General features: G+C 61.7%; 16 protein-coding genes and 3 rRNA genes. 10 read left to right on the top strand and 9 right to left on the bottom strand.

The window, feature by feature from the left end; translation table 11 throughout:
* Nucleotides 1-49 precede the first annotated feature (49 nt).
* Both E0W60_RS18845 and E0W60_RS18850 read left to right on the top strand, forming a co-directional pair.
* Nucleotides 50-1,954, top strand: coding sequence for a preprotein translocase subunit YajC (locus E0W60_RS18845; protein ID WP_240745969.1), 1,905 nt, complete (start codon nucleotides 50-52; stop codon nucleotides 1,952-1,954).
* 23 nt (nucleotides 1,955-1,977) lie between these two features.
* The gene (locus E0W60_RS18850; protein WP_135705226.1) at nucleotides 1,978-3,582 is read left to right on the top strand and encodes a GMC oxidoreductase; all 1,605 of its coding nucleotides are present in this window, start codon (nucleotides 1,978-1,980) and stop codon (nucleotides 3,580-3,582) included.
* A gap of 216 nt (nucleotides 3,583-3,798) precedes the next feature.
* On the opposite strand, the gene E0W60_RS18855 is transcribed toward E0W60_RS18850, so the two are convergent.
* From E0W60_RS18855 to E0W60_RS18880, 6 genes are all read right to left on the bottom strand, one after another.
* A complete protein-coding gene (locus E0W60_RS18855) occupies nucleotides 3,799-4,743 on the bottom strand; it encodes a DUF808 domain-containing protein (protein WP_135705227.1) in 945 nt (314 codons plus the stop codon).
* 231 nt (nucleotides 4,744-4,974) lie between these two features.
* Nucleotides 4,975-6,144, bottom strand: a complete 1,170-nt coding sequence (locus tag E0W60_RS18860) for an extracellular catalytic domain type 1 short-chain-length polyhydroxyalkanoate depolymerase (RefSeq protein WP_135705228.1) — start codon at nucleotides 6,142-6,144, stop codon at nucleotides 4,975-4,977.
* A gap of 64 nt (nucleotides 6,145-6,208) precedes the next feature.
* The gene (locus tag E0W60_RS18865; protein ID WP_133097291.1) at nucleotides 6,209-6,610 is read right to left on the bottom strand and encodes a CopG family transcriptional regulator; all 402 of its coding nucleotides are present in this window, start codon (nucleotides 6,608-6,610) and stop codon (nucleotides 6,209-6,211) included.
* A 590-nt stretch (nucleotides 6,611-7,200) separates the two neighbouring features.
* Nucleotides 7,201-7,428, bottom strand: a complete 228-nt coding sequence (locus tag E0W60_RS18870; RefSeq protein WP_133097290.1) for a YMGG-like glycine zipper-containing protein — start codon at nucleotides 7,426-7,428, stop codon at nucleotides 7,201-7,203.
* Nucleotides 7,429-7,437: 9 nt separating this feature from the next.
* Entirely contained in the window at nucleotides 7,438-7,818 is a 381-nt protein-coding gene (locus E0W60_RS18875; RefSeq protein ID WP_195432312.1) for a hypothetical protein, read from the bottom strand.
* A gap of 155 nt (nucleotides 7,819-7,973) precedes the next feature.
* Nucleotides 7,974-8,336 (bottom strand): EF-hand domain-containing protein, encoded by a 363-nt coding sequence (locus E0W60_RS18880; protein WP_135705229.1) that lies wholly within the window; start codon nucleotides 8,334-8,336, stop codon nucleotides 7,974-7,976.
* Between the two features lie 307 nt (nucleotides 8,337-8,643).
* Here E0W60_RS18880 and E0W60_RS18890 point away from each other — a divergent pair, with 307 nt between their 5' ends.
* The 3 genes from E0W60_RS18890 (at nucleotide 8,644) to E0W60_RS18900 (ending at nucleotide 11,371) form a co-directional block, all read left to right on the top strand.
* Nucleotides 8,644-9,807, top strand: a complete 1,164-nt coding sequence (locus E0W60_RS18890; RefSeq protein WP_133097318.1) for a porin — start codon at nucleotides 8,644-8,646, stop codon at nucleotides 9,805-9,807.
* A gap of 179 nt (nucleotides 9,808-9,986) precedes the next feature.
* The gene (locus tag E0W60_RS18895) at nucleotides 9,987-10,289 is read left to right on the top strand and encodes a hypothetical protein (RefSeq protein ID WP_135705230.1); all 303 of its coding nucleotides are present in this window, start codon (nucleotides 9,987-9,989) and stop codon (nucleotides 10,287-10,289) included.
* 161 nt (nucleotides 10,290-10,450) lie between these two features.
* Nucleotides 10,451-11,371 (top strand): lysozyme inhibitor LprI family protein, encoded by a 921-nt coding sequence (locus tag E0W60_RS18900; RefSeq protein WP_240745970.1) that lies wholly within the window; start codon nucleotides 10,451-10,453, stop codon nucleotides 11,369-11,371.
* Nucleotides 11,372-11,429: 58 nt separating this feature from the next.
* Here E0W60_RS18900 and E0W60_RS18905 read toward each other — a convergent pair whose 3' ends face one another.
* On the bottom strand, nucleotides 11,430-12,947 hold the full coding sequence (locus E0W60_RS18905; RefSeq protein ID WP_135705231.1) for an amidase: 1,518 nt from the start codon (nucleotides 12,945-12,947) through the stop codon (nucleotides 11,430-11,432).
* 61 nt (nucleotides 12,948-13,008) lie between these two features.
* Complete coding sequence (locus tag E0W60_RS18910; RefSeq protein WP_133097285.1) at nucleotides 13,009-14,004, bottom strand: Bug family tripartite tricarboxylate transporter substrate binding protein; 996 nt, start codon at nucleotides 14,002-14,004, stop codon at nucleotides 13,009-13,011.
* A 184-nt stretch (nucleotides 14,005-14,188) separates the two neighbouring features.
* Here E0W60_RS18910 and E0W60_RS18915 point away from each other — a divergent pair, with 184 nt between their 5' ends.
* From E0W60_RS18915 to rrf, 5 genes are all read left to right on the top strand, one after another.
* Nucleotides 14,189-15,109, top strand: a complete 921-nt coding sequence (locus E0W60_RS18915) for a LysR substrate-binding domain-containing protein (RefSeq protein WP_135705232.1) — start codon at nucleotides 14,189-14,191, stop codon at nucleotides 15,107-15,109.
* 135 nt (nucleotides 15,110-15,244) lie between these two features.
* The gene (locus E0W60_RS18920; RefSeq protein ID WP_135705233.1) at nucleotides 15,245-16,483 is read left to right on the top strand and encodes an NAD(P)/FAD-dependent oxidoreductase; all 1,239 of its coding nucleotides are present in this window, start codon (nucleotides 15,245-15,247) and stop codon (nucleotides 16,481-16,483) included.
* Between the two features lie 492 nt (nucleotides 16,484-16,975).
* Nucleotides 16,976-18,509, top strand: a 16S ribosomal RNA gene (locus E0W60_RS18925).
* A gap of 332 nt (nucleotides 18,510-18,841) precedes the next feature.
* Nucleotides 18,842-21,918: ribosomal RNA gene (locus E0W60_RS18930) — 23S ribosomal RNA — on the top strand.
* A gap of 115 nt (nucleotides 21,919-22,033) precedes the next feature.
* Nucleotides 22,034-22,147, top strand: a 5S ribosomal RNA gene (rrf, locus tag E0W60_RS18935).
* Together the 16S, 23S and 5S rRNA genes form the textbook arrangement of a ribosomal RNA operon.
* 623 nt (nucleotides 22,148-22,770) lie before the next feature.
* Here the strand turns inward: rrf and E0W60_RS18945 are convergent.
* Nucleotides 22,771-22,986, bottom strand: a complete 216-nt coding sequence (locus E0W60_RS18945; RefSeq protein ID WP_195432033.1) for a hypothetical protein — start codon at nucleotides 22,984-22,986, stop codon at nucleotides 22,771-22,773.
* Nucleotides 22,987-23,017: the final 31 nt, after the last annotated feature.

Raw genomic sequence — 23,017 nt, forward strand, 5'->3', positions numbered from 1 at the left:
GCGCGCGCCCCGGCCATCAGGCGAGCTTTGAAGTCTCAGGGGGAAGGCAATGAAGGATTCGGGGGCCGCGGCGACCGGGCGCGTGGAGCTCTACACGCAACGAACCATGGTGAACTGGCTGAGCCCGCTGCAGCTTCCGTTCACCGCCATGCGCGTTGCCGTGGCGATGGCTGTCGGCGCCTTTGCGGACCAGCGCATGGTGCAGGCCGCGCTCTCCACGCTGAATCCGAATCCGCCGCTGCCGGTACCGGCTGACGAACAGGGCGGTGTCTGGGTCGACTATATGGCAGACACGGGCGACGGCTGGGACTCGACCTACTCCATGGCATTGTGCGTCAGCCACGCGGTGACGCTGCGCGACCAGGGCGTGACGCTGCCGCGCTCAAAGGTGCTGTTGCTGGGTGGCGACCAGGTGTATCCGACGCCTGCCCATGACGGCTATCGGAGCCGCTTCGTCGATCCCTTTCGTGCTGCGTTCCCGGCGCCGGTCGAGGCCACGCGCCCCGCATACAGCGACCAGCCGGTCAAGTTGCCGGATGCGCCGTGGATGATTGCCACGCCTGGCAATCACGACTGGTACGACGGCCTGCGTGGCTTCGCCCGCCTGTTCTGCAGTGGCAAGCCCGTGGGCGGCTGGGAGACACGCCAGCGCACCGGCTATTACGCCTTGCAGTTGCCCGGCGGCTGGTGGATCTGGGGCCTGGACCTGCAACTGGAGTCCGAAATCGACCGGCCGCAGCGCGAGTATTTCCAGAAGTTGTACACGCAGCTGCAGCCCGGCGACCGCGTGGTATTGTGCGCGCCCGAGGCGAGCTGGGTTGACGAGATGGACCGCGTGCGCCGCGGGGAAAAGCGCGCCGTGCCGTCGATCGAAACCAAGACGCCGCGCTTTAGAAGCCTGAGCGAGATCGAGGGCGTGCTGGGCGACCGGCTCGCACTGGTGCTGGCCGGCAACTCGCACCATTACGCGCACTACGTGCCGCGAGCAGGCACGGCGGGGCCGCATCGGATCACCTGTGGAGGCGGCGGCGCGTTTCTTCACGGCACGCATCTGCTGCCGGATCCGCCGCGGCCTATCGTCGTGGGTCCGGCCAGGCAGCACTACGAGCTGAAGTCCGCATATCCGGAAAAGGCGACGTCCCGGCAATTGCGCAATCGCGCGTGGCAACTTCCTGCGCGCAATCTCTCGTTCTGTGCGCTGGTGGCGATCCTGTACCTGCTGTTCGACTGGATCGTCCAAAGCGCGAGCCTGGTACCAGTGCCCGGGCGCGAGCATCGCAACTTCATCCAGGGGCTGGCCGACCTCGAAGTGACATTCGGGAATATGTGCGAGGTGTATCACGAACTGTTCCGGATCATGGCGCACAGTCCGGCGTCAGTGGTGTTCGCCGCGGGCATTGTCTTTTGTTGTGGTGCGCTGTCGACCCGGGATGTCAGGCGCGGCGTCGGGCTGGCCTGGGTTGTCGGCGCCTGCCACGGCCTGCTGCACCTGGCGCTGGCTGTCGCCGTGCTATGGCTCATCACGCGTTTCAACGTCCATGGCTTTGGCGCGCACAATGCGACGCCGATCCTGCTGTTCCTCGTCGAGGCCATGCTGCTGGGCGGTGTCCTCGGCGGCCTGCTGTTTGGCGTGTGGATGGTGATGGGCAACGCGCTGTGGCGCCTGCATCCCGAGGAGGTGTTCTCATCGCAGCGCATCGCCGACTACAAGTGCTTCCTGCGGATGCGGTTCGAGCATGGGCAATTGACGATCTACCCGCTCAAGCTGGAGAAGGTGTGCAGAGACTGGAAGCTGGGCGAGGGCGTCCGCCAGATGACGAAGGTCCGCGGCAGCTGGCGCGTACGCGCCCAGCCCGGCGCAACCGGTCCCCGCTTCGTGCCGGCTGACGGCCAGGTATCGCCGACGGAAGCGGTGCGGATGATTGAGGAGAAGGCAATCATCATCCAGCGGTAAGCATCCCAACGACAGGGGGCGTCATGATGAGCAATACGCTTGCCTACGATGTCGTCGTCATCGGCAGCGGCTTCGGTGGCGCGGTCTCGGCCTGCAGGCTGGCGCAGGCCGGCCGCAAGGTTCTGGTGCTGGAGCGCGGAAGGCGCTGGAGCCCGGCGACTTTCCCGCGCGACGAAAATGATGCCTGGTTGTGGAACCAGGAACGCGCGCACCGCTTCAATGGCTGGGCTGATATCCGGACATTCTCCGACGTATGGGTCATCGCCGGGGCCGGAGTCGGTGGCGGCTCGCTGATCTACGCCAACGTCTCGGTGGAAGCCAGGCCGGAAGCGTTCGAGCACGGCTGGCCGAAAGAGGTGACCTATGCCGGCCTGCAGGCCCACTATGCGGAGGTAGGACGCATGCTCGCCGTGAGCGAAGTTCCGGACATGCAGGAGAGCGAGCGAACCAGGCTGCTGCGCGAGGGGGCGCAAGCATGCGGATGGGGCGGGCGCTTTCGCAAGCTGCCGCTGGCCGTGACGTTTTCCGAGCATTGGGACCCCACACGGCAAGACGCCCGCGATGACCGGCATTCGGTGAAATTCCTGAACCAGCACGGCAGGTGGCAGGGCACTTGCGTGCATTGCGGCAACTGCGACGTCGGGTGCCAGGTATCTGCCAGGAATACGCTGGACCTGAATTACCTGGCAGTGGCTGAAGACAACGGTGCCGAGATTCGTCCCTTGCACCTGATCGACAGGCTGGAGCCGCTGCAGCAGGGCTGGCGGGTGCGCTTCAGGAAAATCGACCCGGAAGGACAGACGACGAGCCCTGGCGAAGTCACGGCCGCCAGGGTAATACTGGCCGCCGGTTCCATCGGCAGCACCGAACTACTGTTGCGCTGCCGGGATGAACATCGCACGCTGCCCGGGCTTTCACCGCGGTTGGGATATGGCTGGGCCCACAATGGCGACTTCGTGACGCCAGCCTTCTATGGCAACAGGAAGATTTCTCCTGCTCATGGCGTAACCATCTCCGCCGCGATCGACCTGCTGGACCACAGCGGCCCGAACGGACAGGCGCTCTTCGTCGAGGATGGCGGCGTCCCGAACCTCGCACGCAATTTTATCCGACGCCATATGAAGCGAACCCGTTCCCGCAAGCTGCGCGCGGTGTGGAGGGACGTCGGCGGACTGTTTGACGACGGCGATCCGGTCGAGCGGATGATGCCCTGGTTCGGGCAAGGCGTGGACCCTGGCGATGGCCAGCTGAGGCTGGGCCGCAGGTGGTACGCGCCGTGGCGCCGGGTGCTGCGTCTCGACTGGTCCTATCAGTCATCGGTGGCCGTCATCGAGGCCATGATTGCAGCGCATAAGCGGCTCTCGGAAGCGACCGGCGGAGACCCCTGGGTGCCGCTCACCTGGCGGCGGTGGCATAACCTGATCACACCGCACCCGCTGGGCGGCTGCAATATGGGTACCTCCGCCGCGGACGGTGTCGTCGATGCAGCGGGCCGGGTCTTTGGCTACAAGGGACTCTATGTCATGGACGGTGCGATCGTCCCGCGCCCGCTCGGCCTGAACCCTTCGCGCACCATCGCTGCGCTCGCGGAGCGTAATGTGGCGATGCTCTTGCGCGAGCAAGATTGATGCGGGGGCCGGGCCATAGTTGACCACAGTGTAGACCTTGTGACCATTTCTACGCGCACATTCAAGCGCATGTTCGGCGTGCTTGCCGGCGGGGTCAGCGTCCAGCGCGTCTAGGCGAACGTTAGCCGTTTCGGGACGCCAGTGTGCCGGCACCGACGACGGGCGGCCTGAAGAGATGCGCCGGGGGCAGTGGCCAGAAGTATCCGCCGTACCCGCCTAGCGTCCCGACGGGCGCAATGCTCGCATCCCGGCCTTCACCACGGTCACCGCCGCCAGCACCAGCGCACCGGCGACGATGCCGGCAACGCCGTCCAGCACCAACGGGGCCAGCACCGACAGGACACCGCCGATCGCCGGCACGCCTGCCGCCACCTGTGCCGCCGCGTCCAGCACGTGGTGCATCGCCGGGATGCCGTGCATCAGGATGCCGCCGCCCACCAGGAACATCGCCGCCGTTCCGGCCAGCGACAAGGCTTTCATCAGCCAGGGTGCAAGCCGCAGCAAACCTCGGCCCAGCCAGCGGAAGCCGGCCGACGGGCGCCGGCTCAGGTACAGGCCCGCGTCATCGAGCTTCACGATGCCGGCCACCAGGCCATAGACGCCGACCGTCATGATGGCCGCGATCGCGCACAACACCGCCAGCCGCTGGCCGAAAGGTGCGTCGGCGACGGTGCCTAGCGAAATGACGATGATTTCGGCCGAAAGTATGAAGTCCGTGCGGATCGCACCCTTGATTTTCTCTTTCTCGAATGCCACCACGTCGACCGCGGGATTCGACATGACATGAACTTCACGGGCGTGATGTGCCGCGTCCTCCGCATCGCTATGCAAGAACCGGTGTGCCAGTTTTTCAAAGCCTTCATAGCAAAGAAACGCGCCGCCCACCATCAGCAGCGGCACGACGGCCCACGGCAACCAGGTGCTGATGGCCAGCGCCGCGGGGACCAGGATCACTTTGTTGCGAAGCGACCCCAGCGCGACGGCCCAGACCACCGGCAATTCCCGATCCGCCTTGACGCCGCTGACCTGCTGCGCATTGAGCGCCAGGTCGTCGCCCAGCACCCCTGCGGTCTTTTTCGCCGCCACTTTGCTCATCGCGGCGACATCGTCAAGGATGGTTGCGATGTCGTCGATCAGTACCAGCAAGCTCGAACCGGCCATGTCAGGACCTCCGCGCGCGGCAAAGGCCTCGCGCATGCAGGCAATATGTCATTGTTCATGCTCCTCGATGTCGTCCCTGACCAAGCAGGTTCCGTACCGCTTATGCCGGCAGCTCGTTGACAGCGGCTCAGCCGTCCATGCCCCGCGCAGTAAAGCTACACGAGCGACTGGCCCCGCTGTTCTTGGTGTTGCAACCGTGATTCGCTCAGGCTTGCGCGGGACTGCGCCGGCTCAGCCCGGCAGCGGATTTGCGAGAAAGAACCGCAGCATTTCCGCACTGGCATCCGGACCCTTCGGATCGGTATAGCTGCCCTGGGGGCTTCCGCCCGCCCAGGCGTGCCCGGCGCCATGGATGATCCAGTATTCAACATTGACGCCAGCGGGCGTGGTGATTCTGTGCCGCGTGTAGTCATGGCCCCCGGCGACGTTCCTGCGTTCCGTCAGCTGGCGCGCGTGATCGCTCTTGAACGGCGCAACAAGACGGTCGCCGTTGGACGGATGCACCGTATGGTCCGCATCGCCGTGGAACACAATGATGGGCCGCCCGGTGGAGGCGGGCGGCACCGCGCCTGACCTGGACCGGCCGAGCCCTTTGCCACCCTTCATCGCGCCCAGCGCCGAAGGCAAGTCGTGCGCGGACCCGGCGGGCAGGCCGGAATGCACGCCGGCCGCTGCAAACAATTCCGGATAGCGCTGGATCAGCACCGCGGCCATCGCGCCGCCGGCGGACAGGCCGGCAACGTAGACGCGCCTTGCGTCGATGCCGTGGCTGGCGATCACCTCGCGCGCCATGCCAGCAATGATCGACGGCTCTCCCTTGCCGGCCTGCTGGTCGCCGGGCCGGAACCAGTTCCAGCATTTCGACGGATTGTCCCCGGCGGCCTGGATCGGATACAGCACCACAAAGCCGAGCATGTCGGCAAGGGCGTTCATCTGGGTGCCGGCCGCGAAATCGTCGGCATCCTGCGTGCAACCGTGCAGCATCACGACCAGCGGCATCGGCTCGACACGACGGCCAGCGGGAACATAAAGCTTGTACGCGCGGGATCCCGCCCGGTTCACGAACGTGCGCTGGCTGAAATGGCTGACATCCTGCGGGGACGCTTGTTTGCCGTCGGGGCGTAGCGAGTGGGTGCCGCGCGCAGATGCCGGGGGCGCTGCGTTGGCGGCGCTGCCGGCGACATCGGCCGGGCGGGCCTGCGCGCGGGCATCGGTGAGCAGGCGTTCGACCACCTGTGCGGGCATGGGAGCGGAGGGGGAGGCCGGAGCGACCGCCGCGCCCATCGACGCTTGCTCGCGCAGTGCACGCTGGATAGCCTCGGTGGCCTCAAGCGGACCCGCCGTCTGCAGCAAGTGCATGGCTTCTCGCATCGAAGCGAGGAAGGCGTCATTCATTTTCATACTTGTTTCCAGGCAAACCTGGCGAGCCAGGGCGGCGACATTGCCGCGGTGCTACCGCGCAGTACTACCGTATTCGCCCGGCGAGCGCGGCCTTGACTGCCGCGGGGGCATGAAAGGCGCCGAGCACCACGACCGACTCAATCGTTGCCAGCGCCAGTTCCGGACTGACATCCGAGGCAATGCTCGCCAGGCCAAGGACATGGATGTCGAGCTTCTCGTTGGCCGCGCGCGCCGCCTCCAGGTCGCGGCGGGTGAAATGCTGGAGCCCGAGGACAAGGGCCCGGCGCGTCACCGTTTCCTGTATGGCCTGAGCGTGCGTCGCCAATTGGTTGCGAATGGCGGTCCGGATCAGGTCAGTGCGATTCGAATAAAAGCCTTCTTCGACCAGCAGGTCGATCTGCCCCAGGTCCACCGGGCCGAGATTGATCGTGATTTTTTCCGTGTCACCGGGCTTTGGTTTGTTCATCGGGTTTGTTGTTGCCTATAGGCGCCGGAATATGTGTCATTTGCGGCACAAAAGCTAGCGAACCATCCGAGCACCATCCGTATACCATCCATATGGATGGTTAATTTATAAAGGCTGGGAGAAAGCAGGTCAAGGGGTGACCTGAAAGATTGCCCATCCATCGCGGCAACTGGCGCTTCGGCTCCACGTCGTGCGCTGCAGGCAGCGGGGGCACAGCACGCGATACCACGCGGGCGGTCAGGCGTCGGCGGGAGACGTTGGCACGGCCGGCGGATCGCCGCTTACCAGTTGCGATCGGTTTATCGAACTAGTGCCAGGCACGCCAGGAGCGCGCCAAGCATTGGATCGACGGCATGCCAAGTGCCATTCGCATAATGGAGACAGAAAGGAGCGGCATGACCAGCGCGGACAACCGCGGACAACAACAGCCGGGGGCGGCTGAGGTCATTTCGCTTCCACGAGCTTGAGGCAGTAATGGTTCGACGGCAGCGCGCGAAGGCGTTGTTCTGGCTGGCGAATTCCCTCGCGCTGTACCTTGCGTTTCGTGAACCGGGCGTGTCAGCAGTTATGCAGCAGGCGGCAGGGCACTATCACTGCTGCTGCTTGCCTCCTTTGATGTTGCCCGCTACGCCGCCGGCCACGGCGCCGATCGCCGCGCCAGTCCAGCCGCTTCCTCCCGCGATGGCCGCGATGCCTGCACCGGCCGCGGCGCCGAGGGCAGCACCGCTCACGGTGCCTTGCTGCTGCGGTGTCATATTCGTGCATCCGGCAGCGCCGGCAACGACCAATGCAACGCCAATCAGATTGAGTCTTTTCATGGTGTCACCTTACTTCTTGCCCTGCAGGCCGGGAACAACCATTTCGAACCAGATCGTTTCAATGACCGGCCGCTGCAACTGGTCGGGATGTGCCGCGTACCAGCGATCCAGGCCCTGGCGCACTGAGTCGAGCGAATGGCCTCTGAGCCCTTTCGCAAAGCGCGGAACAATGCTCGCGGAGTCAGGCGGCGGCTTGCCCTCGTGATAAGCGATATCCACCTGCACCAGGTTGGCAATGCCTACGAGGTAGGCCTTTTTTGTCTGTTCGGAGGAATCCGTCCACTGCTTGCCGGTGATCAGCGGCACTTCATCGGCGCGGGAGCCGGTGGCCAGGGACAACGTCATAAGTGTCGCAGCAGTCACTGCGATTCGGATGAGCGATCTCGCCATTGCGGTCTCCCTCAGCGGTTGCGGTTGCCTTGCGGGTCCGATGCGCTTTTTATCTTAGTATCGATCCGGTCATGCGGGACCACTGTGGGCGGGAGATACGGCCCGAATTCTCCCGCTCCGTCATCCTATGCGCCTAAAAAGAAGCTGTAGCGCTTTCAGTTCCAGATCGGATCTTCCTTCTGCATCTGGTCCTTGGTTTTTTTCATCCAGTAGGCACCGATCTGGCGCTCAGTGACATAACCCTGTTTTTTTACGTCGATCTTGTCGAAGTTTTCGTAGACCTTTGGCATACCCGCCTGAGCTTCGTCACGAGTCAGCTTGCCATTATGGTTGGCATCGGCCGCCTTGAAGCGCTCGGCAATCAAGGCCTTGGCCTGGGCCGTAGTCGGAGGCGCTGCCGGAACTTCGGATGGCGCCGCCGCCGGTTGGGATCCCGAGGCCGGCTGGGCGGCCGCTCCTATCGAAGTCAGTGCCATCAGGACTGCGAAACCAAATGCGGGAAATTTGCATACGGACATGTCGCTCTCCTCGATACGTTATGTGTTTGGATTTAAGACACCAAAACGACTTCTGATCAAACTCCGGTGAGCCTTGGCTCACCAGCATTCTAGGCGCTCCGCACGGAGAGCGCTTTGCTCGCGACTGTTGCAATCGGCCGACACTGTTTTTCCGTTTCGAGCGTAACCAGTCATCGGATGTTGGCGGAGAACGAACTGCGCTCCTATGCTCGAACAGATTGCCTGGCAGACATGCTGCAAGGTCAGCCATGCAACGAACGAAGCCGTGGTTGAACCACCAAGAGAAAAGAACGAGAGGAGAGCGGGCATGGCACTGAAAAGAATAGCCCTGGCGTCACTGCTGGGATGGCCGCTGGCAACCCTTGCGCAGTCAAGCGTCACGCTGTACGGCGTGATCGACGCCAACGTGGAATACGTCAACCACGCGGGCGTCGTGCCGACAGCCGCCAACGGATTTAATCCGGGACCGGGCAACGATGCTTACCGACTGACTTCGGGAGGGCTTTCCGGCTCCCGCTGGGGCCTGCGTGGCAACGAGGACCTGGGTGGCGGTATCAAGGCCATTTTTGTGCTGGAAAGCGGCTTCGGCATCGACAACGGCTTGTCGCAGCAAAGCGGCCGTCTGTTCGGCCGCCAGGCGTACGTCGGCGTCCAAAGCAACCGTTTCGGCCAGATCAGCCTTGGCCGGCAATACACCTCGATGTTCGAGGCCCTGGCCAACTTCTCTCCGACCGCCTATGCCACGCAGTATGAGCCGGTCGTCATGCAGTCCGGCCCCAACTACCGCGCGGACAACACCGTCAAGTACTCCGGCAAGTTCGGGGGACTGACGGCGCTGGCGCATTGGTCCTTCGGCGTCGGGGTCGCCTTGCCCGCCTCGGTAGGATTTCCCATTCCGATCGGCGGCAATGGGGAAGTCCCGGGGCAGTTCCGACGCGACACCGCCTATGGCGGGGCGCTGGCTTACACGTTCGGCCCGTTCGCAGCGACAGCCGGCTATGACCAGTGGAATCCCACCATCGGCACCGGCACCGGCACCGTCAAGAAGGCGGTGGTAGGCGCCAGCTATGCCTTAGGCCCGGCCAAGATCATGGGCGGCTACCGTTGGGGCCAGAACAGGAATGCGGCCGATGCCCTGATCCAGCGCGATGACTTCTACTGGATCGGCGCCAACTACCAGGTCACGCCGGCGCTCGCGCTCACGCTCGAGTACAACTACGACGATCTCAAGAACCTTTACGGCAACACGAGCGTGGCCAATCCGTGGCAGGTCTCCTTCGTGGCCGACTACTCGTTGTCCAAGCGTACCGATGTCTACGTGACCACTGCCTATGCCAAGAACGCCGGGCTGATGCTCGATTCACTGGCGACCGTCTTTGCCAACAGTCTGTCGCTGGGTAACAGCTATGTCCTGGGCAACGGGCAGAGCAACATGTTTGGCATTGCCTTGGGAGTCCGGCACAAATTCTGAGCCGCCTCGCAATCATCGCCTTGTTCCTGCACTCGCGCTGAAACATTCCGGAGGGCCACGTGTTAATCCAAAGAACCATCCTTTCTGCCTGCGTGGTGACCATGCTGGTTTCCGCATGCTCGACCACGCCCATACCGGCGAGTAAGGCAGCGCCAGCACCTTCAGAAAGACTTAGCGGATTGCAAACGCCGCCACCCGGCGAGTTTGCCACGCTGGTCGTGACCCGCGATGAGGGGTTCTACGGCAGCGCGTGCGATGCCGTCCTCTCGGTTGACGGGAAGGAAGTGGGCCGACTCAAATCCGGTGAGGTCGCCCGGTTCTACGCCAAACCGGGGCCGATCATTCTTGGCGCCCAGACTTCGGCAATGTGTCTCGGTGGCTTGAAGGAGAGGGAGGTAAGGCTCACTCCGGCTTCGACGGTCCGCTATCGCATTTCCATCGATTCGAGTGGCGGCCTGGATCTGTCCCCAACCGCATTCTGATTGCAAGGTCTTCGCCACGCCGGGCGGACTATCGACCCGTTGGCGCCGTTCGAGCTTCACTGCCTCGACGGCGCCTGTCCGGCCAATGGTGATCCCCGCAGACGCCGTATCCTCCATGCGCAGGTTCGAAGCTATGCTCCTTACATCCTGAGGAGACATGCATGCGCAGCACTGAGCACCCCGCAGCCAGATGCGCGGCGCCGCGAAGCCTGAGACAACAGGCGCTGTTATGGTTTGGTTTCACTGTGCTCATGTTTCCCGGCGTGGTGCTGGGCATGGACTTCAAGATCTACCACCAGCCGCAAATCAATCTGAGAATGGTGATCGGGGAGGGAACCATTCAGGACGGTGATGCAAGGAAGTTCCAGGCGGTCGCCCGTATGGCCGACCGCGATAAGGAGGGACTTGTCATCCTTGTTCTGAATAGTCCGGGCGGAAATGTCGAGGCCGCTTTCCGGGTTGTCGACGCAATGGATAAGGTTGGCGTCTATACAACAGTTCCAGACAACGCCAGGTGCGCGTCCGCTTGTGCCTCGATCCTGTTCGCTTCAGGCGAGCGCCGAAGTGTCGTTGGCACCGGGCTGCTCGGCTTTCACAGTTGCTACCGGCGCGGCGGTGGCCACAGCTACGCCGCGGACTCGCTTTGCAACGAAATCATCGCGGCAAACGCAATGCAAAGGGGAGTCAGCCACGCAGCCATCAATCGCTTCGTCAGGCATTATGGTGCGAGAGACATGGCATGGGTCGGGCGCGACGTCGCTTGCAAGTCATTGGAAGGTCTGTGCAGGCCTGGCCTGCTCGAAGCTCGATACGATACGAAGGCTGCGCTGATGCACAGCCTTGATTGCAGCAAGCTCATATCCGTTCAAGCGCAACTTATTTGCGGGGATACAGAACTTACCCGGGTCGATAAGACCTTGGCAGGAATCTATGACCGGAAGCTGAAAGCATCGGCTGACAAGAGGCGCTTACGGGAGGATCAACGCGCATGGCTGCGTAATTCTCGCAACAAGTGTAGCGATAAGGCTTGCCTGCTACGCAGCTATCACCTGCGCATCGATGAACTGAAGCGGATTCGATAGTGGCGCCCCGGGCCTGCCAATAAGACAGGCCGGCTTTGCTCCATATCGTTCGCCTGGCTCAAACCGCAGAGACGCCGCCGCCTTGCTTCGCGGCTCCAGCCGACGGCGGCGCCGTGACAATCGAGCGCAGCGCCGGCTGGGCGGGTTTCAGCGATGCCAGATCCGGCACCGGACGGCGCAACGCGGGCGACGTCGCGAACGCCGCTTCCATGGCCCGCGCTGCCGACAACGTTTGCAGGTCGCCGTGGAAGCGGCCGGTGACCTGCAGGCCGAACGGCATGCCGGCGTCGTCGGTGCCGCAGGGCAGCGCGATTGCCGGGTGCGTGGTCAGGGTCACGACATAGGTCAGCGCCAGCCAACGGTAATAGTTCACCTGCTTCTCGCCGTTGATGGTGTCGGCATACAGGTTAGTCCAGGCGAACGGCGACACGGGTGTGGTCGGCGACAGGATCAGGTCGTATTCCTGGTAGGCCCGCTGGAAGCGCTGCAGGATGCGGTTCTGCTCGGCCTGCGCCCACGCACTGTCGGCCAGCGACATCTTTGCGCCCATTTCATAGTTGGCGCGGGTGTTAGGCCCGAGCGCCGCGGGGTCGCGCTGGTAAGCGTCGTGCAGGCCGGCGACGAAGCTCTCGGCACGCAGCACGTCGAAGCAGCGGTGCACATCGCCAAGGTCGAAACTGACTTCATCGCAGCGCGCGAACAGGTGGCGCATCGCCGCGATCTTCGTGCGGAACACGCGACGGATGCCGTCATCGACCGCGCAGCTGCCGAAGTCTTCAGTCCAGCCCACACGCAACGTCGACAGGTCGACCGGTGGCGGCGACAGGTATGCATCGGCGTCCACCGCGTAGCTCAGCGGATCGGTCACCGACACCCCGGCGGAGGCCGCCAGCTGCAGGCAGGTGTCGGCGACGGTGCGTCCCATCGGTCCTACCACCGAGATCGGCGTCCAGCCCAGCAGCTTGCGTGAGTTGGGTACGATGCCGGGCGAAGGGCGGAATCCGACCACGCCGCACTTGGCCGCGGGAATGCGCAGCGAGCCGCCGGTGTCGGAGCCGGTGCAGACCGGCAGCAGGTCCGCAGCCAGCGCCGCCGCTGAGCCGCCCGACGATCCGCCGGCATTGAGGTTCGGGTTGAACGGATTGCCGGTCGCGCCCCAGACCGCGTTGCGCGAATTCGCGCCGGCGCCCATCTCCGGGATGTTGGTCTTGCCCACCACGATGGCGCCGGCCGCACGCAGGCGCGCCACCAGCACGTTGTCCTCGGCCGGGACATGGTTGCGGAACAGCGGCGAGCCATAGGTGGTCAGCAGCCCCTGCGTCGCCTCCAGGTCCTTGACCCCGAGCGGCAGCCCATGCAGCAGGCCGAGCGGTTCTTTGCGCAGCACCGCCTGTTCGGCGTTGCGCGCTTCCTGGCGGGCGCGCTCGAAGCAGGTGGCGGTGATGGCGTTGATCAGAGGGTTGTAGGCCTCGATGCGCGCGATGCACGCTTCGAGCAGTTCGACCGGCGAGATTTCCCTGGTACCGATCAGGCGGCGCAGTTCGACCGCGGTCAGTGAGGTCAGCGATGTTTGCATCGGTTGCTTGACGGTGGCTTGACGGTGGAATGTGGCTACTGTGGCGCGGTGCCAGGAAAGGTCAGTCGAGCCTGATGTTGGCCCGCTGCGCGATCGCGCGCATCTGCGGGATCTCCTTGTCGATCATGGCGGCGACCTGCTTGCCGGGTGCGAACGACGGCTCGATGCCGCTGTCCGCCAGTTGGCTGCGTGTGGCCGGATCGGCGATGGTGTCGGCCAGCGCCTTCTCCAGCTTCGCCCGGACGTCTTCCGGCAGGCCGCGCGGCCCGACCAACGCGATCCAGGTACTGGTATCCATGCCGGGGTAGCCGCTTTCCGCCACGGTCGGCACATTGGGCAGCAGCGTCGAGCGCTTCGCCGTCGTGACCGCGATGGCCTTGATCTTGCCGGACTTCAGTTGCGGGATCGCCGCCGCGACGGTATCGACGCTGAATGGGATCTGGCCCCCGATCAGGTCGGTCATCGCCGGCGCGCTGCCCTTGTACGGGACATGCAGCAGCTTCGTGCCGATGAGGTTCAGCAGTTCCTCGCCGGCGAAGTGCGCGGTGGTGCCGGCGCCGAACGAGCCGTACGAGTACTTGCCGGGCTGCGCCTTGACTGCGCTGACGAACTCCTTGAGGTTGTTGACCGGCACGTCGCGGTTGGCCAGCAGCACCAGGCCAGTCGAGCCGATCAGGCCGATCGGCTCGAAGTTCTTTTGCGGGTCATACGGCAGCCTGGCGTAGACCGAGGGGTTGACGGTGAATGTGGTACCCGAGGTGGCCATCAGCGTGTAGCCGTCCGGTGCCGACTTGGCCACATAGCTCGCCGCGACCACGGTGCCGGCGCCAGGCCGGTTCTCGACCACCACGGTCTGGCCCAGCCGTTCGCCAAGCTTGCGCGCGATCGTGCGCCCGACGAGGTCGGTGGCACCACCGGGCGGGAAGGGCAGGACAAGCTGGATCGGCTTCGACGGATACCCGCCCTGGGCCCCAGCCGGAGCGGGCGCCAGCACGGCTGCGGCAGCCAGGCTGCAGGCGGACAGGAACAAGTGCGGGCGGTGAGCGGTGGATCGCATGAAGAGGCTCCGGCAGGTAGGACTCGATGCAGTGCGGTGGAAGGGCTGTGACCGCGTTGAACCCATCGTACGACCGATCCGACTCGGAATCGTGGCAATGTTTCGAAAGCTTGATTGCCAAAACGGCAATCCATAGAATGGACCCTGGTCGGCGGATGCCGATCGCCCCCCGCAATATCCGCTCATGTCCTACCGCATCCTGCAAGAAACAGCTGTCCGCTACTTCCTTGAAGTCGTGCGCACCGGCTCGGTCAAGGACGCCGCGCTCAAGCTCAACGTGGCGCCGTCGGCGGTGAGCCGGCAGATCGCCAAGCTGGAAAGCGAAATGGATACGCTGCTGTTCGACCGGCGCGCCCGCGGCCTCGTCCCCAACGCTGCGGGAGAGCTGCTCGCCGCACACGCCAAGCGCGCCCAGCAGGAGATCGATCGCGTCACCGCCGATATCCAGGCGCTGCGCGGCCTGCGCGTCGGCCAGGTGCGCCTGGCAAGTGTGGAGGGTATTGCGCACGACTTCATCCCGGAACTGGCCGCCAGCTTCCGCGAAAAGTATGGTGGGATCCGCTTCGACCTCCACGTCTGCCCTCAGGGCGACATCGCCCGCCGCATCCGGGACGGCGAGGCGGACATCGGCATCACGCTGAGCGGGTTGCCCGAGCTCGATATCGAAGTGGAGCTGCGCCATCCGGCGCCGGTGCTCGCCATCATGGCGCCGGACCATCCGCTTGCCGGCCAGCGCCAGGTATCGCTGTCCCAGGTCATCGGCTATCCGCTGGCGCTGCCGCCGAAGGAAAGCTCGCTGCGGCAGCTGCTCGACACCAGTTGCAGCCGGCAGGGGTTGAGCTACCAGACCGTCTTTTCCAGCAACAACCTGGATTCGCTGGTCGGCTTTACGACGGCGGGTGGTGGCGTCGTTGCTTTCTATGGCGAGCTATCGGTCCGGCAACGGCTGGCGCAAGGCAGCATTGCCGCGGTACCGTTGCGCGACCGCGAAATGAACGAGCGCTATATCGAGATCCAGACGCTAGCCCGCCGCAACCTGCCGCCGGCGGGGCGCGCCTTCGTGCAGCACCTGGCCGAGGCGATCGCGCGCATGTCCAGCGCTTGATTGCCGGATCGGCAACCAAGGATTCCAATAATTGCCTGCGGCCGATATTCCGCAGCGTCCGCGCCCAATGCAGAATCGGGCTTTGGATACCCGGATCACAAAACCTGCCGTGCCCCAGGCACCGCATCGGACATCATGACAAAGGACATCGTAGTACTCGGCGCCGGCATGGTCGGCGTCTGCACGGCACTGGCGCTGCTCCAGCGCGGCCATGCAGTCGTGCTGGTCGATCGGCGCGAGCCGGGCAGGGAAACGTCTTATGGCAACGCCGGCATCATCCAGCGTGAAGCAGTGCAGCCCTACGCCTTTCCGCGCGAGTGGGCGGCCGTGCTGCGCGTGGTGGCCCGGCAGGGTAACGATGTCCACTACCACCCAGGCGCGCTCGCCAGCCTGCTGCCCCCGCTGGCGCGCTACTGGCGCGAATCGGCACCCGACCGCTATGCCGGCACCATCGCGGCCTACAGCGCGCTGATCCGCCATTGCCTGACCGAGCACGAACGCCTCATTGCGCTGGCCGGCGCCGAGGACCTCGTGCGCAAGTCAGGATGGCTGCAGGGCTATCGCAGCGCCGCAGCCTTCGACGACGCCGCGCGTGCCGCGACGGAAGTCGGGCAGCAGCACGGGCTTGACTACCGGATCCTGGACCGGGCCGGCATTACCGCAACCGACCCGGCGTGGTGCGGGCCGTTGGCCGGCGCGATCCACTGGCGCGATCCCTGGACCATTGCGGATCCCGGCGAGCTGGTCAGCCGCTATGCCACGCTGTACTCGCAGGCCGGTGGCATCGTGCGCCGCGGCGACGCGATGACGCTAAGGCAGGCGGGAAGCGGCTGGACCGTGACGACGGACGAGGGCCCGGTCAACGCCGCCCACGCTGTCGTTACCCTGGGGCCGTGGGCCTCGGCGCTGATCCGGCCGCTCGGCTACCGCTTCCCGCTGTTCGTCAAGCGTGGCTACCACCGCCACTATGCGGTCGAATCCATGCCGAGCCTGCCGCTGCTGGATGTCGAGAACGGGTTCCTCCTGGCGCCGATGAAGCGTGGGCTGCGCCTGACCACCGGCGCCGAGTTTGCCCATCACGATGCGGCGCCGACGCCGGTGCAGCTGCGCAATGCCGAGCGCCACGCGCGTGAACTCGTACGGATGGGCGCGCCGGTCGAGGACACGCCCTGGCTGGGCGCCCGGCCTTGCGTCGCCGACATGCGGCCGATCGTCGGGCAGGCGCCGCGCCATCCCGGCCTGTGGTTCAACTTCGGGCATGGGCATCAGGGTTTTACGCTGGGCCCCGTCACGGCCCGGCTGCTGGCCGAGTTGATGGACGGCGAGCAGCCGTGGGTCGACGCCTCGCCTTACGACCCCGTGCGCTTTGGCTGACCTCCCGAAGTTAGCCAGTCGTATGGACCGGCAACTTGCAAGTGCCGAGTAATGCTCTCTCAGATTATTTTCGAAAAAGCTTGCCAGCCAGGGTACGGGGCCATTAATATTCGCCCCCCGTTCGCAAGGCACCGCGCAACGGGGGAGGAAAAAGACCTGCGAGGCTTCGCTCAAAAGAGCACGCCTTGCAGAATTAAAAAATTTCTCGAAAATGATTGATTGATCGACGAAATTTCTTTATAGTCTCGCTCCTTCGCTGCTGACAAAGCAGCGACGCGACAAGCAAAGCGAATCGCGCAAGTTCTTTAACAAACAAACACCGATAAGTGTGGGCGCTTGATAACGGATGCGAAAGACTTCGGTCTTTTAGCTTACAAGTTATACAGTGCTCGCACAGCAAAACGTGACCGGGTCTTCGGATCTGGTCAGTCAGTTTTCTGAGAGTGAGCGACCGCTCGAAAGAGCGAGGGTCTTCGGACCCACACAGAGATTGAACTGAAGAGTTTGATCCTGGCTCAGATTGAACGCTGGCGGCATGCCTTACACATGCAAGTCGAACGGCAGCACGGGCTTCGGCCTGGTGGCGAGTGGCGAACGGGTGAGTAATACATCGGAACGTGCCCTGTAGTGGGGGATAACTAGTCGAAAGATTAGCTAATACCGCATACGACCTGAGGGTGAAAGCGGGGGACCGGTAACGGCCTCGCGCTACAGGAGCGGCCGATGTCTGATTAGCTAGTTGGTGGGGTAAGAGCCTACCAAGGCGACGATCAGTAGCTGGTCTGAGAGGACGATCAGCCACACTGGGACTGAGACACGGCCCAGACTCCTACGGGAGGCAGCAGTGGGGAATTTTGGACAATGGGGGCAACCCTGATCCAGCAATGCCGCGTGTGTGAAGAAGGCCTTCGGGTTGTAAAGCACTTTTGTCCGGAAAGAAATCGCGCTGGTTAATACCTGGCGTGGATGACGGTACCGGAAGAATAAGCACCGGCTAACTACGTGCCAGCAGCCGCGGTAATACGTAGGGTGCGAGCGTTAATCGGAATTACTGGGCGTAAAGCGTGCGCAGGCGGTTTGATAAGACAGGCGTGAAATCCCCGAGCTTAACTTGGGAATGGCGCTTGTGACTGTCAGGCTAGAGTATGTCAGAGGGGGGTAGAATTCCACGTGTAGCAGTGAAATGCGTAGAGATGTGGAGGAATACCGATGGCGAAGGCAGCCCCCTGGGACGTCACTGACGCTCATGCACGAAAGCGTGGGGAGCAAACAGGATTAGATACCCTGGTAGTCCACGCCCTAAACGATGTCAACTAGTTGTTGGGGATTCATTTCTTCAGTAACGTAGCTAACGCGTGAAGTTGACCGCCTGGGGAGTACGGTCGCAAGATTAAAACTCAAAGGAATTGACGGGGACCCGCACAAGCGGTGGATGATGTGGATTAATTCGATGCAACGCGAAAAACCTTACCTACCCTTGACATGCCACTAACGAAGCAGAGATGCCTTAGGTGCCCGAAAGGGAAAGTGGACACAGGTGCTGCATGGCTGTCGTCAGCTCGTGTCGTGAGATGTTGGGTTAAGTCCCGCAACGAGCGCAACCCTTGTCTCTAGTTGCTACGCAAGAGCACTCTAGAGAGACTGCCGGTGACAAACCGGAGGAAGGTGGGGATGACGTCAAGTCCTCATGGCCCTTATGGGTAGGGCTTCACACGTCATACAATGGTGCGTACAGAGGGTTGCCAACCCGCGAGGGGGAGCTAATCCCAGAAAACGCATCGTAGTCCGGATCGTAGTCTGCAACTCGACTACGTGAAGCTGGAATCGCTAGTAATCGCGGATCAGCATGCCGCGGTGAATACGTTCCCGGGTCTTGTACACACCGCCCGTCACACCATGGGAGTGGGTTTTGCCAGAAGTAGTTAGCCTAACCGCAAGGAGGGCGATTACCACGGCAGGGTTCATGACTGGGGTGAAGTCGTAACAAGGTAGCCGTATCGGAAGGTGCGGCTGGATCACCTCCTTTCAGAGCGTGCATCCTACGTTGAGCGTCCACACTTATCGGTAGTTTGTTGGTGAAGGCCAGGTGGCCAAATGAAAGCACTCGTTGCTGAGTGTTTTCATTTGGCATTGCCAAGCGATCGAATGATCGGCTGCTCTTTAACAATATGGGATGTAGTAAAGGTGTCGCGCGAGCGTTGATGAGACGCTGCAGTACAACACGCGATACCGGGTTGTGATTGTATCAACCAAAGTATTTAAGTGATCGAAAGATGACTTGGAATACGGCACAAATGCGAGAACTCAACCTGTAGTGAGCGGTGTCATGAGCGCAAGCTTGAGACACACTTGTTATAGGGTCAAGCGAACAAGTGCATGTGGTGGATGCCTTGGCGATCACAGGCGATGAAGGACGCGGTAGCCTGCGAAAAGCTTCGGGGAGCTGGCAAACGAGCTTTGATCCGGAGATGTCCGAATGGGGAAACCCGGCCCGTATGGGTCATCCCACACTGAATCCATAGGTGTGGGAAGCGAACGCGGCGAACTGAAACATCTAAGTAGCTGCAGGAACAGAAATCAACCGAGATTCCCAAAGTAGTGGCGAACGAAATGGGAAGAGCCTTGTACTCTTTAGCAGTGTTGTTAGCAGAACGGGATGGAAAGCCCGGCCCTAGCAGGTGATAGCCCTGTATGCGAAAACAGCGTTGTGGAACTAGGTGTACGACAAGTAGGGCGGGACACGTGAAATCCTGTCTGAAGATGGGGGGACCATCCTCCAAGGCTAAATACTCGTGATCGACCGATAGTGAACCAGTACCGTGAGGGAAAGGCGAAAAGAACCCCGGGAGGGGAGTGAAATAGATCCTGAAACCGCATGCATACAAACAGTCGGAGCCCCGCTTTAAGCGCTTTCGGCGAACCTCACGCAGTGAGGATCGCCAAAAGACCTCAGTGTGAAATAGCAGCACTGGCGCGCAAAGCGGTTTAAGCGCGAGAGCGCTTAAAGCGGGGTGACGGCGTACCTTTTGTATAATGGGTCAGCGACTTACATTCAGTGGCAAGCTTAACCGATTAGGGCAGGCGTAGCGAAAGCGAGTCCGAACAGGGCGTTGAGTCGCTGGGTGTAGACCCGAAACCAGATGATCTATCCATGGCCAGGTTGAAGGTGCGGTAACACGTACTGGAGGACCGAACCCACTAACGTTGAAAAGTTAGGGGATGAGCTGTGGATAGGGGTGAAAGGCTAAACAAATCTGGAAATAGCTGGTTCTCTCCGAAAACTATTTAGGTAGTGCCTCGTGTCTCACCTTCGGGGGTAGAGCACTGTCATGGTTGGGGGGTCTATTGCTGATTACCCCGCCATAGCAAACTCCGAATACCGAAGAGTGCAATCACGGGAGACAGACATCGGGTGCTAACGTCCGGTGTCAAGAGGGAAACAACCCAGACCGCCAGCTAAGGTCCCCAAATATAGCTAAGTGGGAAACGAAGTGGGAAGGCTAAAACAGTCAGGAGGTTGGCTTAGAAGCAGCCACCCTTTAAAGAAAGCGTAATAGCTCACTGATCGAGTCGTCCTGCGCGGAAGATGTAACGGGGCTAAGCTATATACCGAAGCTGCGGACGCGTGCGTTCCTTTAAGTGCACCAAGCTTGTCGATGCGCAGCATCGACAAAGCCACCCACAATGATCGTGGTGGCCAATGCTAGTGGATTTAAAGGAGCGCACGCGTGGTAGGAGAGCGTTCTGTAAGCCTGTGAAGGTGTCTTGTAAAGGATGCTGGAGGTATCAGAAGTGCGAATGCTGACATGAGTAGCGATAAAGGGGGTGAAAGGCCCCCTCGCCGTAAGCCCAAGGTTTCCTACGCAACGTTCATCGGCGTAGGGTGAGTCGGCCCCTAAGGCGAGGCAGAGATGCGTAGCTGATGGGAAGCAGGTTAATATTCCTGCACCGTCGTATGATGCGATGGGGGGACGGATCGCGGAAGGTTGTCCGGGTGTTGGAAGTCCCGGTCCCTGCATTGGAGAAGGCGCTCAGGCAAATCCGGGCGCGGGATTCAAGGATGTGGGGCGAGCGGCCTAGTGCTGCGAAGCAATTGGAAGTGGTTCCAAGAAAAGCCTCTAAGCTTCAGTCATACGAGACCGTACCGCAAACCGACACAGGTGGGCGAGATGAGTATTCTAAGGCGCTTGAGAGAACTCGGGAGAAGGAACTCGGCAAATTGGTACCGTAACTTCGGGATAAGGTACGCCCTGGTAGCTTGACTGGCCTGCGCCAGAAGGGTGAAGGGGTTGCAATAAAATGGTGGCTGCGACTGTTTAATAAAAACACAGCACTCTGCAAACACGAAAGTGGACGTATAGGGTGTGACGCCTGCCCGGTGCCGGAAGATTAAATGATGGGGTGCAAGCTCTTGATTGAAGTCCCGGTAAACGGCGGCCGTAACTATAACGGTCCTAAGGTAGCGAAATTCCTTGTCGGGTAAGTTCCGACCTGCACGAATGGCGTAACGATGGCCACACTGTCTCCTCCCGAGACTCAGCGAAGTTGAAGTGTTTGTGATGATGCAATCTCCCCGCGGCTAGACGGAAAGACCCCATGAACCTTTACTGTAGCTTTGCATTGGACTTTGAACCGATCTGTGTAGGATAGGTGGGAGGCTTTGAAGCGTGGACGCCAGTTCACGTGGAGCCGTCCTTGAAATACCACCCTGGTTTGTTTGAGGTTCTAACCTTGGCCCGTGAATCCGGGTCGGGGACAGTGCATGGTAGGCAGTTTGACTGGGGCGGTCTCCTCCCAAAGTGTAACGGAGGAGTTCGAAGGTACGCTTGGTACGGTCGGACATCGTACCTAAAGTGCAATGGCAAAAGCGTGCTTAACTGCGAGACCGACAAGTCGAGCAGGTGCGAAAGCAGGACATAGTGATCCGGTGGTTCTGAATGGAAGGGCCATCGCTCAACGGATAAAAGGTACTCTGGGGATAACAGGCTGATACCGCCCAAGAGTTCATATCGACGGCGGTGTTTGGCACCTCGATGTCGGCTCATCTCATCCTGGGGCTGTAGCCGGTCCCAAGGGTATGGCTGTTCGCCATTTAAAGAGGTACGTGAGCTGGGTTTAAAACGTCGTGAGACAGTTTGGTCCCTATCTGCCGTGGGCGTTGGAATCTTGACGGGGGCTGCTCCTAGTACGAGAGGACCGGAGTGGACGTACCGCTGGTGTACCTGTTGTCTCGCCAGAGGCATCGCAGGGTAGCTATGTACGGAAGAGATAACCGCTGAAAGCATCTAAGCGGGAAACTCGCCTGAAGATGAGGATTCCCTGGAGGCTTGACCTCCTTGAAGGGTCGTTCGAGACCAGGACGTTGATAGGCTGGGTGTGGAAGCGCAGTAATGCGTTAAGCTAACCAGTACTAATTGCCCGTAAGGCTTGATCCTATAACCAGTGTGTTTCACCTGGTGTGTGTGATCGTGTCTGTGCCAGATACGCACAACCCCAACTACATCCCGATTCGTGACGCTGGCTTGAACCCCAGCGCCACAACCCCTCATGCCTGGTGACCATAGCGAGCTGGAACCACCCCTTCCCATCCCGAACAGGACCGTGAAACAGCTCCGCGCCGATGATAGTGCGGATTACCCGTGTGAAAGTAGGTCATCGCCAGGCTCTTATTGTGCAAAACCCCTCGACAGCGTGTGCTGCGAGGGGTTTTTGCTTTGGCGGTCACGCCTAGAATGGCGCAGCGGCCGCCAGGCCAGCGACTATGCTTCTGCCACCTGATCCGCCGGCGCCGCCTGTGCCGCAAGCGTCTGTGCCACCCAGTATCCGGTATTGACCTCGATATCAGGGATACAACTATATCGACTTTACTTTCGGCCAGTCCGACTTCGCCAGCCACCGCCTTACGGCAACCGGTATATCACGTTGACAACATCTTCTTTGACGACAGCGTGCCGGCTGGCCATTCGATCATCACCGACAATGCCGAGGATTCGCCGTTAGGCACCAACCAGCCGCCGTATATCAATAACGGCAGCTTTATCCAGTCGCACAATATCCTTCGGCATATCTACGGCAATCTGCATGCCCCTTCACGTCAGCTGTGCGGACGCCTGCTACGCTTCGACCAGACGGAGTTCTTCGGAAATGAAGCGCGGGCAAGCGTTGACGCCGAGCAGGCGGTAGAACTCGCGAGTGCGTTCCACGCAGGACTCCAGCAGCCTCCGCCGGTAGCCATGTCATATAACCCATGGCTCGGGCGTGCGGGCAATGCTGGGCAGGGAGGGAGTCTATTGGGGTCGGACCGCCAGCAGCCGCATCAGAGCCAGGCCTCTTGCGAAGCGAGACTGCACCGGCTTCTCGTCAAGGATGGCCACAAGAAGCAAGCCAAGGGACGGGCTGAAGATCATCGAGAAAGTCGTCCAGGCCGCGCCGGAGCGCCCCAGCCCGTTGGCAAAGAAGCCGACCAGAACGGAGAAAATCAACCAACAGGCAATGGCGAACATGACGGAAACTCGCAAGGGGGATCTACAGTGG

The sequence above is a fragment of the Cupriavidus oxalaticus genome (assembly GCF_004768545.1).
Taxonomy (GTDB): Bacteria; Pseudomonadota; Gammaproteobacteria; order Burkholderiales; family Burkholderiaceae; genus Cupriavidus; species Cupriavidus oxalaticus_A.